The organism is Siphonobacter sp. SORGH_AS_1065 (genome assembly GCF_030818595.1).
In the GTDB taxonomy this organism is placed as follows: domain Bacteria; phylum Bacteroidota; class Bacteroidia; order Cytophagales; family Spirosomataceae; genus Siphonobacter.
On record NZ_JAUTAM010000001.1, the window covers coordinates 162,271 to 178,640 of the forward strand.

A 16,370-nucleotide genomic window follows, 5' to 3' on the forward strand; every position below is an offset into this window, starting at 1 on the left:
AGTGTGTTGTTTCCCTGGGAGTTAATAGTGCTGCCAACGAAAAGCTGGCCGGGCCACGCTGGCAGCGGTTTAGATGAAGAGTGATCTAAAATGAAGGGTATTTTATAGAATAATAAATAGTCAATATTTCAAGTAATCATCGAACCCAGCCGCTGCCAGCGTGGCCCGGCCAGCTTTTTCGCTGGCAGCATTGTGTTAAAGAGCAAACCAAAACGAACAATAGGCTATAAAAAAACAAGTGCTGAATGGATTTCCATTCAGCACTTGTTGTGATTAAGGAATAAACTCAAAGTAGAATTCTCTACAGGAAGCTTAGTGTTTCGGTGTGGGTTTTATAGGATTAATAACCAGGATTCTGTTTGCCGCTGACCAGTGGGTTATTATCTAACTCCGCAATCGGCAGGGGCAGTAATTCGTCTCTTTGCGACCGAAAATAAGCGAAGGGCTCCTGAGTGAAGTACCCCTTAGGACGCCAGCGGAGAATGTCAATACTCCGAATGCATTCAAAGGAGTGTTCAACCATTTTCTCGTGCATAACCGCCTTGATTACCTGGGCTTTCGTACTGGTTGGATACTGGCTTGTGGGGTACGCAGGCATCGCTACGCTTTTGCGAGCTCTGACCTGATTGAGGTAATTCACTGCCGCCGTCAGGTTTCCCAGTTCGGCTTCACATTCGGCCAGGTTAATCAGTACTTCCGCGTAACGGATAATCCGCTGATTATTACCACCGGGGTGGTAACTTGCCTTGGCTTTTCCCTCTTTGTAAAGGATCATGAATTTCCGAACGCTGACTTTTTTCCGAACGCCATTCACGGTGGATGAGTTACCATTTTGATCGGCATCCGTCAGCACATCCGCATCGTTGTTGTAACGGTCGCCAGTTTGGTAAAAACTGAAACTATACCGTGGATCGGTCTTGGCGGCTCCGGTCGCCGTGTTTTCAAACTCATTCAGCAGCTTGTCCGATGGAATCAGGTTTCGCCAGGCGACGGGGTTATACTCCTGATTCCGAATGGTTGACTGAGCGGAGTTCGGCGTATCATTACCGCCCCAGTTGAAGTCATTATCCCCTTTATCCACGTACACAACTTCAAATATGGACTCCGCGTTGAATTCAGTCTCTTCCTCGAAGTTATCCAGGTAACGATCCGTTAAGGTATACGCACCTGAGGTAGTGACCTTAAGCAGAGCTTCCTTGGCTCCGGCGTAATCATTGCGTTGCATCAGCACCCGACCCAGCAAGGCATTGGCAGCTCCGTTGGTGGCCCGTCCTTTATCCGTGGCAGATTTATTCGGTAACGTAGTGGCAGCCTGACGTAAATCTTCCACAATGAGGGTATACACGGCATTTACGTCTGCTCTGGCCTGGTAGTCTGCCGGCGTTTTCACGGGTGAGGTATACAAAGGTACGGCTCCCCAGAAGGTAACTAACTCAAAGTAAGCCCAGGCCCGTAGAAACTTGGCTTCTGCCACCACGCGGTCTCTTACGGCTGTATTATCCGTCACATTAGGCCCATTTTGAATCACGGTGTTTGCCCGGTGAATCACGGTATATAAACCATTCCACACCGAGTTCATCACGCTATTGGTGGGGTCTGTGTTTCCGCTCAGAATCTGAAAACGGGGCACCTCCAATTGACTACCTCCGGCGGCGGCGTCATCGCTGCGAAGGTCATGCAGGAAAAACCATTCCCGAGATACCAGTGAAATGTTACGCACCGTTGCATAAATAGAGTTGGTGCCCGCCAGAAGTTCGTCGCTGGTTTTAAAGTAATCGGTAGTTGACACCACGTTTTCGTTAATGGTATTCAACGCTTTATCATTACAGGAATAGAAGATGGGCAGAACAGCGATCACCCACATCGTCCGAATGGTTTGCTTGGATAATTTCATACGATTATGTATTAAAAAGTGGCCTGGATTCCTGCTTGAAATGATCGGGGAGTGGGGTATTGTCCGTAATCCACGCCATTCGTTAGCGTACCATTTTTCGAACCAATCTCTGGGTCTAAACCAGAATACTTGGTAACGGTGAACAGGTTTTGGGCAGAAACATAGAGGCGTAATCTGCTGATGCCCAGTACACCCGTCCGCTTGGTCCAGGATTCGGGGGCGTTGTAGCCAATCATTACGTTTTTAAATCGTAGATAAGAGCCGTCTTCAATCCAGCGGGTGGAGGGCCGCACGTTCTGATTAGGGTCTCCGTTTACGGCTCTTGGCATGTCCGTGTTGGTGTTCGAAGGAGTCCAGGCATTCAACACTGCCACGTCGGCATTGAATAAGCGAGGCATCCCTTCCCGAATAATCCGGGCTGCATTAAAGATTTTATTTCCTTGTACCCCCTGGAAGAACACGGTGAAATCAAAGTTTTTGTAGTTAGCTCCGTAATTGAGCGAGTAACTGAACTTCGGCAGGAAACTTCCAATGAAGGTGCGGTCATCGTCATTAATCACGCCATTGCCATCCAGGTCTTTGAACTTCAGATCTCCGGCAGCGGCTCCACTTTGCTTGGCGTGTGCCGTTACTTCGGCTTCACTCTGGAAAATACCTTCCACTAAATATCCATAGAACGATTGCACGGGCTTACCCGCTACGGTATTCGTCAAAGGACCACCTCCGCCAAAATCAGCATCACCACCGGCAGTGATTGAGGCATTCTCATTATTCAAGCGTACGACCTGATTGCGAATCACGCTTAGTAAACCCGTTACATTCCAGGTGAAATCGCCCCGCGTTTTGCGATAGCTTGCCTGAAATTCAAAGCCCTTATTCTCCATTCCGGCTACGTTAGCCAGTGTACCCGCTCCACCAAAGCCAAAGCTGGTTGGCGTAGGAACCGTCAGAATCAGGTTGTCTGTCTTACGCTGGAAGTATTCTGCTACGAAGGTTAAGCGGTTTTCCAGAAAGCCCATATCCAAACCGATGTTTGCCTGTTTGGTTTTCTCCCAGGCCAGATTCGGATTGCTCAGCCCGTTATAAAAAGAGCCATTTCCATTGATAACGGTACCGTTGAAGGGATAGGTAGACTGATTCCGCTGGATGGGTTGTAGGTAGGGGTAATTCCCCAGCAGCACCCCGTTAATACCCGTGATCCCATACCCTCCTCTGAGTTTCAGTTCAGAAATAGAGTTTACCTCTTTCATGAAGTTTTCCCGATCAATTCGCCAGCCTGCGGAAACGGCAGGAAAGTTCTCGAACTTATTACCGGGAGCAAAGACGGAGAGACCATCCCGGCGAAGCGAGGCGGCTAGGAGATAGCGTTCATTGAAATCATACGTGATCCGACCCACCATCGAGCGAATGAAGTTGGTTTCATAAATGCTGTTAGCCGTTACGTTGTTCGCTCCGTTCAGTGTTCTTACCACGTTCGTGCTCTGAGTACCGCTGGCCGTTTCATTCCGCACGTTCTGTCCCTGTGTTTCGTACACAAATGTGGCCCCCAGGTTATGACCTTCGAATGATTTTTCGAAGGTTAACTGCTGGGTAAACAGTTGCGTATTGGTCAGCAGCCGCTGATTCTGAATGGAAGCCGTGGCGGCAATGGACGTTCCGCCGTCGTTGTGAATGGGCGTGTAGTTCTCGATGGCTACATTCGAATAATCCAGACCATAGGTGGAGGTGAATTTCAACCAGGGAGCTATCGTTACTTTCAGGTACGCGGTGCCCAAGATACGGGTTGTGTTATTGATGTTTTCTACGAGAAACGCCCGCTCAACCGGATTGACTGGATCGGAAGCATCAAAACTGTTTTGGGGACCCATGAAACCGCCCAGATTGTTGGGATTGTATACGGGTAAGTAAGGCTGCATGCGAATGACGTTCACAATGGGCGTACGGTTGCCCTGAGAAACGTCGAATCGTTGTTTGGATTGGCTGATGTAGAGGTTTTCACCGAAGGTAAAGACCTTACTTAAGGTATGTTCCGAGTTCAGGCGATAGTTCAGACGCTTGAAATTAAGACCCTGGGCAATGCCTTGCTGATCGAAATAGCCCGCTCCGGTATAAAAACGCGAAACGCCATTACCGCCACTTAAAGAGACATTGTATTGCTGAAGGGGTTGATTTCTTCTGAAATATTCCCGTTGCCAGTTGGTGTTGGTCTGGGCAAACGTCTGGGAAGTGCCTTCGTAAACCGGTAGATTGAAATTAGCCGATTCCAGCCGGGGGGGTAGTGAACTGCTGGCTCCGTTCAGAGCTCTTTCGTACTGTAAATATTGCTGCGTATTAAGAAGATTAAACTCACGAGTTGGACTTTGAACCCCGAAATAAGCATCAAATGAAACCCTCGGACGATCTTGCAGTGCACCTTTTTTGGTAGTAATGATAATCACACCATTGGTAGCTCGGGAACCGTAAATTGCGGCGGAGCTGGCGTCTTTCAATACTTCAGCTGATTGAATATCGCGGGGATCGATGTTTGAAATAGCAGTGGGAAATCCATCGACTACGTACAGCGGATCAGAGGCAAAGCTGATGGAGCTAATACCGCGAATGGTCACAATGGGAGCACTGCCCGGTGATCCGTTATTGGTGACGTTTAAACCCGCTACCCGTCCCTGCATGGCCTGATCAATTCCTGCCACGGGTAATTCATTAAGGGCTTTGGAGGTAACAGAAGATACTGCTCCGGTAATGGCTCCCCGACGTTGAGTACCGTAACCTACTACGACTACTTCACTCAGCACTCGCTGATCATTTTTAAGAACTACATCAACGGAAGACCGGGTACCTACCACGATTTCCTGACTGGCATAACCCACGTGCGTGATGACCAGCGTTGTATTATCATCAGGAACGGTTAATCGGAATTGTCCCTGTTCGTTACTAACCGTTCCCAGGGTAGAGCCTTTGATGGCTAGACTTACGCCCGGAATCACTTGTCCCTGCTCGTCTTTAACCGTTCCGGTAATCACCCGATCAATCCAGACTCTAGGCCCGGCTATCGCTTTATCAGGTATCGAAGCATGACGTAAATAGTCGGTTGCTGCACGGGACGGATGCATTTGTAACAGCAAACAAACCATTGGCGGAAACATCATCCATCGGACTGGATGTTCTCTAAATGTTACAGATTTACCCATAGCATTGGTTGAAATTTTGTGAAGTAATTGATTAGGAATAGAAGTCAGGTAGGGATCGCTAAGCGGTAGGTTGAGGTCCGCAAAGGCTCTCCCTTTCTGAACAATACACTGGAAGTTACGTGGGTGTTGGGCTGATAAAATGGTTGAACAAAACTAGAGGGAGAGAATAACCGGACGGTAGTAGAAATGTAAAAAAATATAGAAATAATGTAAATAATAGGACTTAACGAGGGCTTATGTTTAACTAATTAAACATTTTTTCTGATTTTTTAAAGATTTCTATCCTAGCCTTTCTTGGGTTACTTCTACATTTGAGTCCGCTGACTTCTACGTTAAAACGAAGAAAAGACCAGTACCAAGCTTGACGGAAAAGTTACCCCGACGAGCAACCTCTATCACATCATCGTAGCGATTTTACAGAAACATGAGACAACCTATTTTGTCAGTTCTTTTTCTCTGCCTTTGGGGCCTGAATGTGGGAATAGCACAGAAGACAACTTTAGTAAATCCGATTTTGTCGGGCTTCTATCCCGATCCGAGTATTGTTCAGGTAGACAAAGATTATTACCTCATTAATTCTACGTTTTCCTACTTTCCTGGCATTCCGGTTTTTCACAGCAAGGATTTGAAAAACTGGAAGCAGATCGGCAATGTCATTGACCGCCCCTCGCAAATGGATTTCATGGGAGAACGGTTAACGCGTGGCCTGTTTGCCCCGGCGATCAGCTATCACAAAGGCACGTATTACGTAACCTGTACGGACATCGACCACGATGGTAACTTTGTGGTAACGGCGAAAAATCCGGCAGGCCCCTGGAGTAATCCGGTTCGTATTCCTCAGGTTCGGGGAATTGACCCTTCGCTGTATTTCGATGACAACGACAAAGCTTATATTCTCTATAACAGCGATGCTCCCGATAACAAACCTCAGTACTCCGGTCACCGAACCATTCGGATGTATGAGTTTGATTATCAGAATCTGAAAGTAGTAGGTGAAGAAAAGCAACTGGTAAACGGCGGGGTGGATATCAGTAAAAAGCCCGTGTGGATCGAAGGACCGCATATCCTGAAGCGAAACAACTGGTATTACCTCTACGCAGCCGAAGGGGGCACTTCGGTGAATCACTCCGAAGTAGTTTTCCGAAGTAAATCGGTTTGGGGCCCTTACGTACCTTACGAACACAACCCCATTCTGACGCAGAAAGGCTTACCCGAAGACCGGAAAGACCCCGTTACCTCGGCGGGTCACGCTCAGTTTGTGGAAGGCCCCGATGGAAAAACGTATTCGATCTTTCTGGCTGTTCGGCCCTACGAAGGCGATTTCTACAACACGGGTCGTGAAACCTTCATTGCTCCGGTAGAATGGAAGGAAGACTGGCCGATCATCAACCCTAACCATAAGGAAATTCAGTATTCCTATCCGGTGAACTATGCAGAAAACAAGCCGAAAGATATGCTACCCCAGTCGGGTAACTTCGGCTATACGATGACCTTCGAAAAACAACTGGACCCTACCCTGCTGTTCATGCGGACAGTAGATCCCGGCTCGTATACGCTTTCCAAAAAGCAGGGATTAACCCTGAAACTAAAGCCAGAAACCTGCATGGAAATGGGGAATCCTTCTTTTGTGGGTAAACGTCAGCAACACCTATATAGTACAGCAGAAACCGAACTGAGCTTTAGTCCCAAAGCGGAACATGAAAAAGCGGGGCTGGTGATTCTTCAGGATGAACATCATTTTTATTTCCTGAGTAAAGGCCAGAAAGATGGGAAATCATTCATCCAGCTTTTCAAGAGTGTACCCCGTGAAAAATCGATGGAATTAGTAACGGAAGCACCCCTGAACACCACGGCTGACAAAGTAAACCTTCGCATTTCTTCGCAGGGCGATTCGTATAGCTTCTCGTATACAACGGATGGCAAAAACTGGCAAATGCTGAAAAATAAAGTGGATGGTAAGTTTCTGAGTACCAAAGTAGCGGGTGGATTCATCGGTTGTGTGTATGGCATGTACGCCACTTCTTCGGGCGAAAGTAGTACTAATACCGCTTCTTTCCGTTATTTGAAGTACGAAGGCAAGGACCCGATGTATAAGTAAGGGTAACTAAACTGCTTTGGGAATAGGTTACCTCGCCCAAGCGATCCTCTATTCCCAAAGCAGTTTAGATGGGTTCTTTCAACATTTAATCTTTATCAGATAAACATGCGAAGAAGCTTTATTTTGCTGTGTTTGCTTTGTTCAGGTAGGCTTTTGTTCGCCCAGGCCCAGAATCCGGTCATCTTCGCTGATGTGCCGGATCTTTCCATGATTCGGGTAGGGGATACGTATTACATGAGTAGCACCACCATGCACATGAGTCCGGGTTTGCCCTTGATGAAATCCAAGGACTTAATCAACTGGCATTTGGTGGGTTATGCGTATGACCGATTGGGTGAAGTGGATGAACTGAATTTGAACAATGGTAAGAGCACTTACGGACGAGGTTCCTGGGCTAGTAGCCTACGATATCATAAGGGTACTTATTACGTTACCACATTCGCTCAGACAACAGGTAAAACCTATATCTATTCCACCCAAAACATTGAAAAAGGACCTTGGAAAGAGGTTTCGTTCAAACCAGCGTATCACGATCATAGCCTGTTTTTCGACGATGACGGTCGGGTCTACATGATTTACGGTGGGGGTAAACTCAAGCTGATCGAACTCTCTTCCGATTTGTCGGGGGTAAAGCCGGGTACTACCGAACAGGTTATCATCGAAAATGCCAGCACGCCTTCGGGTACCGAAGGTGGATTACCCGCCGAAGGGTCCCAGTTATTTAAGGTGAATGGAAAATATTACCTGTTTAACATCACCTGGCCTAAGGGAAGCATGCGTACGGTTGTGATTCACCGGGCCGATAAAATTACGGGTCCGTGGGAAGGAAAAGTCGGCCTGCAGGATTTAGGCGTAGCTCAGGGTGGCCTGATCGATATGCCCAATGGAAACTGGTATGCCTATCTGTTCCGGGATTTTGGTGGCGTAGGCCGGATTCCGTATTTAGTTCCGGTTACCTGGGAAAACGGCTGGCCTGTATTGGGAGAAAATGGTAAAGTGCCCGAAAAGCTGGCCTTGCCCGCGAGCAAAGGACTGATTCCGGGTATTGTCGCCTCCGATGAATTCAGCCGCAAAAAGGGAGAACCGACCTTGCCGCTGGTTTGGCAGTGGAATCATAACCCCGAACCGAAGCTCTGGTCGCTCAGCGAACGCAAAGGGTTTTTACGACTGAAAACCGGAAGAATCGATACTTCCTTTACTCAGGCACGTAATACCCTCACCCAACGGACCATCGGGCCGGAATCGTCGGGAAGCACTGCTCTGGATGTATCACAGATGAAAGATGGTGATTTTGCGGGTTTAGGATTGTTACAAAAGGATTATGGGCTGGTCGGTGTAAAGGTTACGCAGGGGAAGCCTTCCGTAGTAATGTTTAAAATGAAAGATGGAAAACCCGTAGAGCTGCAAGCTATTCCCCTGAGTCAGAAGGTAGTGTATCTGAAAGCCGAATGCAATTTCCGGGATCGGAAGGATACGGCTCACTTCTTCTACAGCCTTGACAACAAAAGCTGGACACGTATCGGGGAATCGCTAAAAATGCCCTATACCATTCCGCATTTTATGGGGTATCGGTTTGGCCTGTTCAATTACGCGACGCAACAAACGGGTGGCTACGCTGATTTCGATTATTTCCATATTAGCGATACCATTACTCAGCCCTAAATTCAGATTAGGTGGATCAAAGAACAGGAATTGGTTTAATCAGACAGAGAGCAAGCAAGTGCTTTGCTCTGGATGACCACCGGGGTTTCAACGAATGAAGCTCTCTGTCATCTCGAACGTAGTGATAGAACTTGCATAGAACTGGGATAAGTTACTAATCCAGAGCAATCCGCAGGCTTAGGAAGAGCCTTCACTTCGCTCTGGATGACAGGAAGAGTAGGGCGGTGAAATGAAAATAACCCGTCTGTTCCTGCAAACGGAGGGAAAGCCAACGCAAGGCCGCTCTATTTGGATTTAAATGGTCAGTCTTTATAACCATGCTTTGGATGGAGCTCTAAGCCTTTACTACTTGTTATGAAAAAGATCGGTATCATTTGGGCCGTAATGTTAGTACTGTTTTGCCGTGAGCATACGGTTGCTCAGGACCCTAACTTTCACATTTACCTCTGTCTGGGGCAGTCAAATATGGAAGGTCCTGCTGCCATTGAGGCTCGGGATACGACCGTAAATGCCCGGTTTCAGGTATTGGCAGCATTGGATTGTCCGCAGCTGGGACGGAGTCAGGGCCAATGGTATCCGGCTAAACCGCCTTTGTTTCGGTGTAATACCCGACTTTCCCCTGCCGATTATTTTGGTCGCACGATGGTTGCTCATTTGCCCGAAACCATCCGAGTAGGCGTAGTACCCGTGGCGGTAGCAGGAAGCAAGATTGAAATTTTTGATAAAGCTGAGTATCAGGCTTATCTGGACTCTTCAGCCGCGGAAAGACCGTGGATGATCAACATGGCGAAGGCTTATGGAGGGAACCCCTACGAACGTTTGGTGGAACTGGCCCGGCTGGCTCAAAAAGTCGGCGTAATTAAAGGCATTCTGATTCATCAGGGGGAGTCCAACACAGGCGATAAAGCCTGGCCAGCGAAGATTCAGAAACTTTATGATAATCTGCTGGTGGATTTGGGATTGGCCCCGAATTCTATCCCCTTACTGGCGGGTGAAGTGGTCAATCAAGATCAGGGTGGAAAATGTGCTAGCATGAACGCGATCATCGCGACGCTGCCCCAAACGATTCCGAATGCCTACGTAATCTCATCGACGGGCCTTCCGGCGGTTCCGGATAAACTTCACTTTACCTCCGAAAGCATCCGACAATTAGGCAAGCGGTACGCCGTGCAGATGCTGTCGTTGCAGGGGTATGGGGTGAGGGAATAATGACGTTGTTGTTTTGTATAAATATTTGACAGTAAGGAGTTTATGGAGAATAGATATGGCGTCCTGCATGCTTGACTGGTTATTCAGTCCGTATGTAATCCATGCCGGGCATCGCATGCCGGCCGCCCATCGTTGACTTCATACTGCTCCAGCCACCGCATGGCGGAAAGAGCTGCCATGGAATGGTAGGCGGCTTGAGCACAGCATTCGGGTTTATGCCGTCGACAATGCCAAATGACTAATAACCCATAGCTATTTAGTCGTGGAGAGGTCCAGCCTGCAAGGCTCACGGGCTATACTAGTCGGCCGTGCCTGCGGTACCAAACCGTCGAGGTGAATAACGAGGTTTCAACCCATCAAATGAAACAGGCTTTTTGTAATAAAGGCTCTCTTTACTCTAAACTAAACCCCTTTACTCTATGAAAAACAATTACCTGAAGCTCCGGCTAATCCGATGGTTGTTCAGCGGATTATTAGCTGGCCTGATAGGGGTTTCCCCGGCCCAGCCACCGAGGGGACCGCTGGTGGTATCGCCCGAGGTTCATGCGGATCACACGGTTACGTTTCGCTATCTGGCCCCAACGGCCCGGGAGGTAAAGCTGAGTGGGCAGTTTGAAAAGACGGCTGTTCCGCTGACGAAAAATGACCAGGGCATCTGGAGCGTAACGGTAGGCCCGGTAAAGCCTGATATCTATCCGTACAGCTTTCAGGTCGATGGCGTGACCGTTATGGACCCGGCAAACGTGGCGTTTTTCCCGAATGAGCGATTCAAGGCCAGTCTGGTCGATGTACCGGGCGATACGCCGCTAATTCATGCCTTGAAAAACGTACCGCACGGCACGGTATCGTACGAATATTACCCCTCGGTAGAAGGCACAACGGGCTCGCTGGTCGTGTATACACCACCGGGATACGATCAGAATCCCACGAAAAAATACCCGGTATACTACCTCATTAGCGGCACCACGGATACGGAGGAAACCTTCTACAAAGTGGGTCGAACAAATCTGATTCTGGATAACTTGCTGGCTGAGGGGAAAACCAAACCGATGATCATCGTGATGCCCTACGGCAACATTGCCGCTCGGGTAGCGGAACAAAAGGGTGGAGCTAAACCTGCCGATCCCATCATACGCGACGATGCCGACGCCGTCAATCGGGCGAATGCCTTCGGCGACGATCTGATCCAGAACATCATTCCCTACATCGAGAAAACTTACCGAACCCTGGCAAATCGCGAAAACCGGGCCATCGGCGGATTCTCACGGGGTGGAGGACAAACCCTCCGGGCCGCCTTTGGTCACATGGATACTTTTGCCTGGGTGTGTGCCTACAGTTCGTACCTCTCACCCGCCGAAATGGAAAAGAGCTACCGGACCATTGCCAGTAATCCGGCCCAAACCAATCGGCAACTGAAATTACTGTGGGTAAGCGTCGGAAGTGACGATTTTCTCTACAAAGGCACCCTCGAATTCATGGAGTATCTGAAGTCGAAGAACGTCAACTTCAAAAGCCGGATTACGGACGGAGGACACACCTGGATGAATGTCAAAGCTTACCTGGCAGAAACCGCTCCCTTACTCTTTCAATAGACGCAGCTTACCGCTATGAAAAAAGTCATCTATCTTCTGTCCCTACTGCTGGGATCGAGTTTTGCGGGAATGGCTCAGCGTCCGCCCTCCATCAGTTCTCCCGAAGTACATCCCGATCATCGCGTCACATTTCGCTATTTCTCTCGGAATGCTAAAAAAGTGACATTAAATGGGGAATTTCTGTCGGCTCCCGTAGCGATGACCAAGGATACGGCCGGCCTCTGGAGCGTAACCGTACCGCCAGTGAAGCCTGACGTGTATCCGTATAGTTTCTCGGTAGACAGCGTTCAGATCGCTGATCCCAACAATACTTACATTTTTGCCAACGAACGATTTAAACGAAGTATCGTCGATATTCCGGGGGATCAGCCGCTGGTGCATTCCTTACAAAACGTACCTCACGGTAAAGTCAGCTATCGATACTATCCATCAGCAACGCTCGGGCGAACGCGGAACGTGCTGATTTATACGCCACCCGGTTTTGACCCTAACGGTAAAACAAAATACCCGGTGCTTTACCTGATTCACGGCGGTTCTGACACCGAAGAAACCTGGACGAAAGTCGGACGGGCTCACTGGATTGCCGATAATCTGATCGCTCAGGGAAAAGCAAAACCCATGCTGATTGTCATGCCGTACGGAAATGTTCGCCCCAGTCCCATGGCTGACTTCACGAAAGACCTGGTCAACGACATTATTCCGTTCGTGGAAGCCAATTACCCCGTTTACAAAGACAGTAGAAACCGGGCGGTAGCGGGCTTTTCGGTGGGCGGTGGTCAAACGCTCAACATTGGTCTGACGAATCCCGACAAGTTCGCCTACATCTGCTCCTACGCTCCGTATACCGCCACGGAAGAGTTTGCCAAAAACTTTACCAACTGGTCACCCAATGCGGAGCAACTGAATAAACAACTCAAGTTATTTACCATCAGTGTAGGAACGGATGACTTTCTCTACGAACCAGTAAAACAGAACATTGCGATGTTTCAGGGGAAGAAACTAAAGGTTACGCCCCTTATCGTATCGGGCGGCCATACCTGGATGAACTGTAAATTATACCTCGCTCAAACTTTACCTCAGCTTTTTCAATAAACCCTCAGTTAGTTCTGGCAATGAACGGGTTAACCGAGGAAAGTTTTCTAGTAAACGATGTAACCTCTAAGAAACAAATCTATGATTCGGAACACAATCGCGGTCGTGCTGGCCTATGCGTTGGCTCAGACCGCCTGCTTTTCACAAACAACCGTAACGGAGGATTTTAAACCCTCCACTTTGAATCAACCCGGTCAGGAATATCCGCAGGTCAACTCGCAGGGGTATGCCCGGTTTCGCATCAAGGCCCCTCAAGCGGATAGTGTGCGAGTGAGTCTAGGCTTGGGCGGGAAAGGCGGAACGCTGCTTACCAAAAGCGACGACGGCTTTTGGGTAGGCACGACGGCCGGACCCATGGATGAGGGTTTCCACTACTACAACGTAACCATTGACGGTGGGAAATTCAATGACCCCGGGGCTAAGAACTATTACGGCTCGGTACGCTGGGAGAGCGGCATCGAGATTCCCGCCCATGATCAGGATTTTTACGCCCTGAAAGATGTTCCGCACGGCCACGTACAGCAGGTGCTTTTCCCATCTAAAAGTACAAATACCTCCCGTCGGGCTTTTGTGTATACGCCACCAGGATACGAAAAAGAATCCTCAAAAAAATATCCGGTATTATACCTCCAGCACGGCTGGGGCGAAGATGAAACCGCCTGGAGTAATCAGGGACATGCCAATCTAATCATGGACAATCTGATTGCCGAGGGAAAAATCAAACCCTTTATCATTGTGATGACTTACGGCATGACGAATGAAGTGAAAATGGGCGGCATCCGTAATTTCAAGATTGAACCCTTTCAGACGGTGTTGGTCGATGAGCTAATTCCGTACGTAGATACGCACTTCCGAACCCTGGCTAACCGCTCCAATCGGGCGATGGCCGGACTGTCGATGGGGGGCATGGAAACGCATACCATCACCCTCAACAAACCCGAAGTGTTTGGCTATTACGGCCTCCTCAGCGGTGGATTGTACACGCCGGAAGAGTTAAAAGATCAACCCAAAGCCCATTTGCTTTTCATCAGTTGCGGCAGCAAGGAGCGACCCGAAGCCGTGAAAAAGGCTGCTGAGGACTTGAAAAAGGCGGGGTACAACGCTGTTTCCTACGTCTCCGCCAATACCGGCCACGAATTCCAGACCTGGCGACGGAGCCTCCACGAACTGGCTCCACTACTGTTCAAGAACTAACCTAATCCACTGACTACTTCCGGATCATTATCCTTCCGAAGGATCGGTTTATCTATCCATTCCTTATGAACCTTAAATCACTATTCCTTAGTACCTTTTGGGTCGTAACCTGGGGTGCTGCCTTGGCTCAGCCTACGGTCAAAGAAGCCCCCAAAGGTTTTGATGTGGCCCGATCTGATATCGCTCACGGCAAACTGGATACCGTAAGCTATGATTCAAAAACGGTGGGCGTCAAGCGGAAAGCTTTGATCTATACGCCGCCCGGATACGCCAAAAACAAAAAGTATCCTGTCCTGTATCTGTTACACGGGATTGGCGGCGACGAGAAAGAGTGGCTGAACGGCGGCAAACCTCAGGTCATTCTGGATAACCTGTACGCCGAAAACAAACTCGAACCAATGATCGTCGTTATGCCCAATGGGCGGGCCATGAAAAATGACCGTCCGATTGGTAATATTTTCGATAAGGAAAAAGTAGAAGCATTTAGCACCTTTGAGAAAGACCTGCTGAACGATCTGATTCCCTTTGTCGAGAAAAAATACCCCGCCTTGAAGGACCGCGAACATCGGGCCATTGCGGGACTTTCGATGGGCGGCGGACAATCGCTCAATTTCGGCTTGGGCAATCTGGACAAATTCGCCTGGGTCGGCGGCTTCTCTTCGGCCCCCAACACTAGAAAACCGGAAGAGCTGGTACCCAATCCGGAAGAAGCAAAAAAGAAACTAAAGCTGCTCTGGATTTCCTGCGGCGATAAAGACAACCTGATTACCTTCAGCAAACGCACGCACGACTATCTATTTGAGAAGCGGGTGCCGCACGTATACTACGTCGAACCGGGCGTACATGATTTCAAAGTCTGGAAAAACGGGCTGTACATGTTTTCCCAGTTTCTCTTCAAGCCCGTGGACGTAGCGTCCCTTTCCAAATACACGGTGCTGGGCACGTCGGCGACTACCAATATTCGTAACGCCTCGTATCCGCAGATTTTACCGGATAATCGGGTGGTGTTTCGGGTAAAAGCACCCGAAGCTCAGAAAGTACAGGTAGACCTGGGCAAGAAGTATGATATGGTGAAAGATACCAGCGGATTCTGGACGGTGACGACGGATTCCGTAAGCCGGGGTTTTCACTATTATTCCCTGCTGATTGATGGAGTGGCCGTAGCTGATCCGGCCAGCGAATCTTTTTACGGCATGAGCCGGATGGCGAGTGGTATCGAAATTCCGGACCCGGACGGCAGTTACTTCGCCCTGAAAGAAGTGCCGCACGGCGACATTCGGATGAAGCGGTATTTTTCACCCGTGACGAATAGCTGGCGGCGGGTTTACGTGTATGCTCCTCCGGGCTATGATAAAAATGCCAGCGAAACCTACCCGGTTCTGTACCTATTGCACGGCGGTGGGGAAGATGAACGCGGCTGGGCGACCCAGGGCAAAACGGATCTGATTCTGGACAATCTGATTGCCGACCAACAGGCAAAACCCATGCTGGTTGTTATGCTGGACGGAAACGTGAGTATGGGCGGTGGACTGGCGGGTTTCAACGAAAATGTACTGAAAGCCTTCGAAAGTGAATTGAAGCAAGCGGTGATCCCCCTGATTGAAAGTAACTACCGCGTCAAAAAGGAGCCGGGTAACCGAGCCTTGGCGGGTTTGTCGATGGGCGGTCTGCAAACGCTGTACGCGGGCGTGAAAAATACCGATCTCTTTTCGTATCTGGGCGTATTCAGCTCGGGGTGGTTTGCCAACAATCCAACGCTCTCCGACCCGCAATATGCATTCATGAAAACCAATGCTTCAACCATCAATACCAACCTGAAACAGCTCTGGATTTCGATGGGTGGCCCCGAAGACATTGCGTTCCAGAATTGTAAAACCATGCGACAAAAATTCGATGAGCTAGGAATCAAGTATCAGTACAGCGAATACCCCGGCGGGCATACCTGGCCCGTCTGGCGGCATGATCTGTACTCGTTTGTTCCTTTATTATTTAAGTAAAGTGCTGCCCCTCCAACCCCGAAAATTCACTGCTTTTGACTTTTTATAAGGGTACTGGCAGTGAAAAGAAAAATCCACCTCACCGGGTGGATTTTTCTTTTTGTTAAAAGCTGTCTAGGATATAGAATCGAAGACCTTGATACAAATCAGGGCTTTTGAAACTTTGAGGGATAAGGCAGGTGGGTGCCTTATCGTAGGAACGAGACGGAATGGTTTTAAACTAAACCCCTTATCTGTCATCTCGAACGAAGTGAGAGACCTTCTGTGGAATGGGGCGGGTTTAGTCAAGTTAGCACCTGACCCAACCAGCTCGCAAAAGATCATAAGATTCTTCGCTTTGCTCTGAATGACAGACGCTGATAATAAAGTAGTTAAGTATCCTTCAGTTCTGTAATGGCCTTACATACCAACCGTATCCTCGCACTGTCCCCGGATTTCATCCGG

The 16,370-nt window shown here is 48.9% G+C and carries 9 protein-coding genes; 7 read left to right on the plus strand and 2 right to left on the minus strand.

Going from position 1 to position 16,370, the window contains the following annotated elements:
* Positions 1-340: 340 nt before the first annotated feature.
* Positions 341-1,894, minus strand: a complete 1,554-nt coding sequence (locus QE390_RS00490; RefSeq protein WP_106638308.1) for a RagB/SusD family nutrient uptake outer membrane protein — start codon at positions 1,892-1,894, stop codon at positions 341-343.
* Positions 1,895-1,905: 11 nt separating this feature from the next.
* Positions 1,906-5,004 carry a TonB-dependent receptor gene (locus QE390_RS00495; RefSeq protein ID WP_307140635.1) on the minus strand — a complete coding sequence of 1,033 codons (3,099 nt, stop codon included), beginning with the start codon at positions 5,002-5,004 and terminating at the stop codon, positions 1,906-1,908.
* 502 nt (positions 5,005-5,506) lie between these two features.
* Between QE390_RS00495 and QE390_RS00500 the strand changes: the two genes are divergently transcribed.
* From QE390_RS00500 to QE390_RS00530, 7 genes are all read left to right on the plus strand, one after another.
* Positions 5,507-7,180 carry a glycoside hydrolase family 43 protein gene (locus QE390_RS00500; RefSeq protein WP_307140636.1) on the plus strand — a complete coding sequence of 558 codons (1,674 nt, stop codon included), beginning with the start codon at positions 5,507-5,509 and terminating at the stop codon, positions 7,178-7,180.
* Positions 7,181-7,285: 105 nt separating this feature from the next.
* On the plus strand, positions 7,286-8,842 hold the full coding sequence (locus QE390_RS00505) for a glycoside hydrolase 43 family protein (RefSeq protein WP_307140637.1): 1,557 nt from the start codon (positions 7,286-7,288) through the stop codon (positions 8,840-8,842).
* Positions 8,843-9,196: 354 nt separating this feature from the next.
* On the plus strand, positions 9,197-10,051 hold the full coding sequence (locus QE390_RS00510) for a sialate O-acetylesterase (protein WP_307140638.1): 855 nt from the start codon (positions 9,197-9,199) through the stop codon (positions 10,049-10,051).
* 419 nt (positions 10,052-10,470) lie between these two features.
* Positions 10,471-11,643, plus strand: a complete 1,173-nt coding sequence (locus QE390_RS00515; RefSeq protein ID WP_307140639.1) for an esterase — start codon at positions 10,471-10,473, stop codon at positions 11,641-11,643.
* 15 nt (positions 11,644-11,658) lie between these two features.
* Positions 11,659-12,735, plus strand: a complete 1,077-nt coding sequence (locus tag QE390_RS00520; protein WP_307140640.1) for an esterase family protein — start codon at positions 11,659-11,661, stop codon at positions 12,733-12,735.
* Positions 12,736-12,816: 81 nt separating this feature from the next.
* Positions 12,817-13,929 (plus strand): esterase family protein, encoded by a 1,113-nt coding sequence (locus QE390_RS00525; RefSeq protein ID WP_307140641.1) that lies wholly within the window; start codon positions 12,817-12,819, stop codon positions 13,927-13,929.
* A 65-nt stretch (positions 13,930-13,994) separates the two neighbouring features.
* Complete coding sequence (locus QE390_RS00530) at positions 13,995-15,926, plus strand: alpha/beta hydrolase-fold protein (RefSeq protein ID WP_307140642.1); 1,932 nt, start codon at positions 13,995-13,997, stop codon at positions 15,924-15,926.
* Positions 15,927-16,370: the final 444 nt, after the last annotated feature.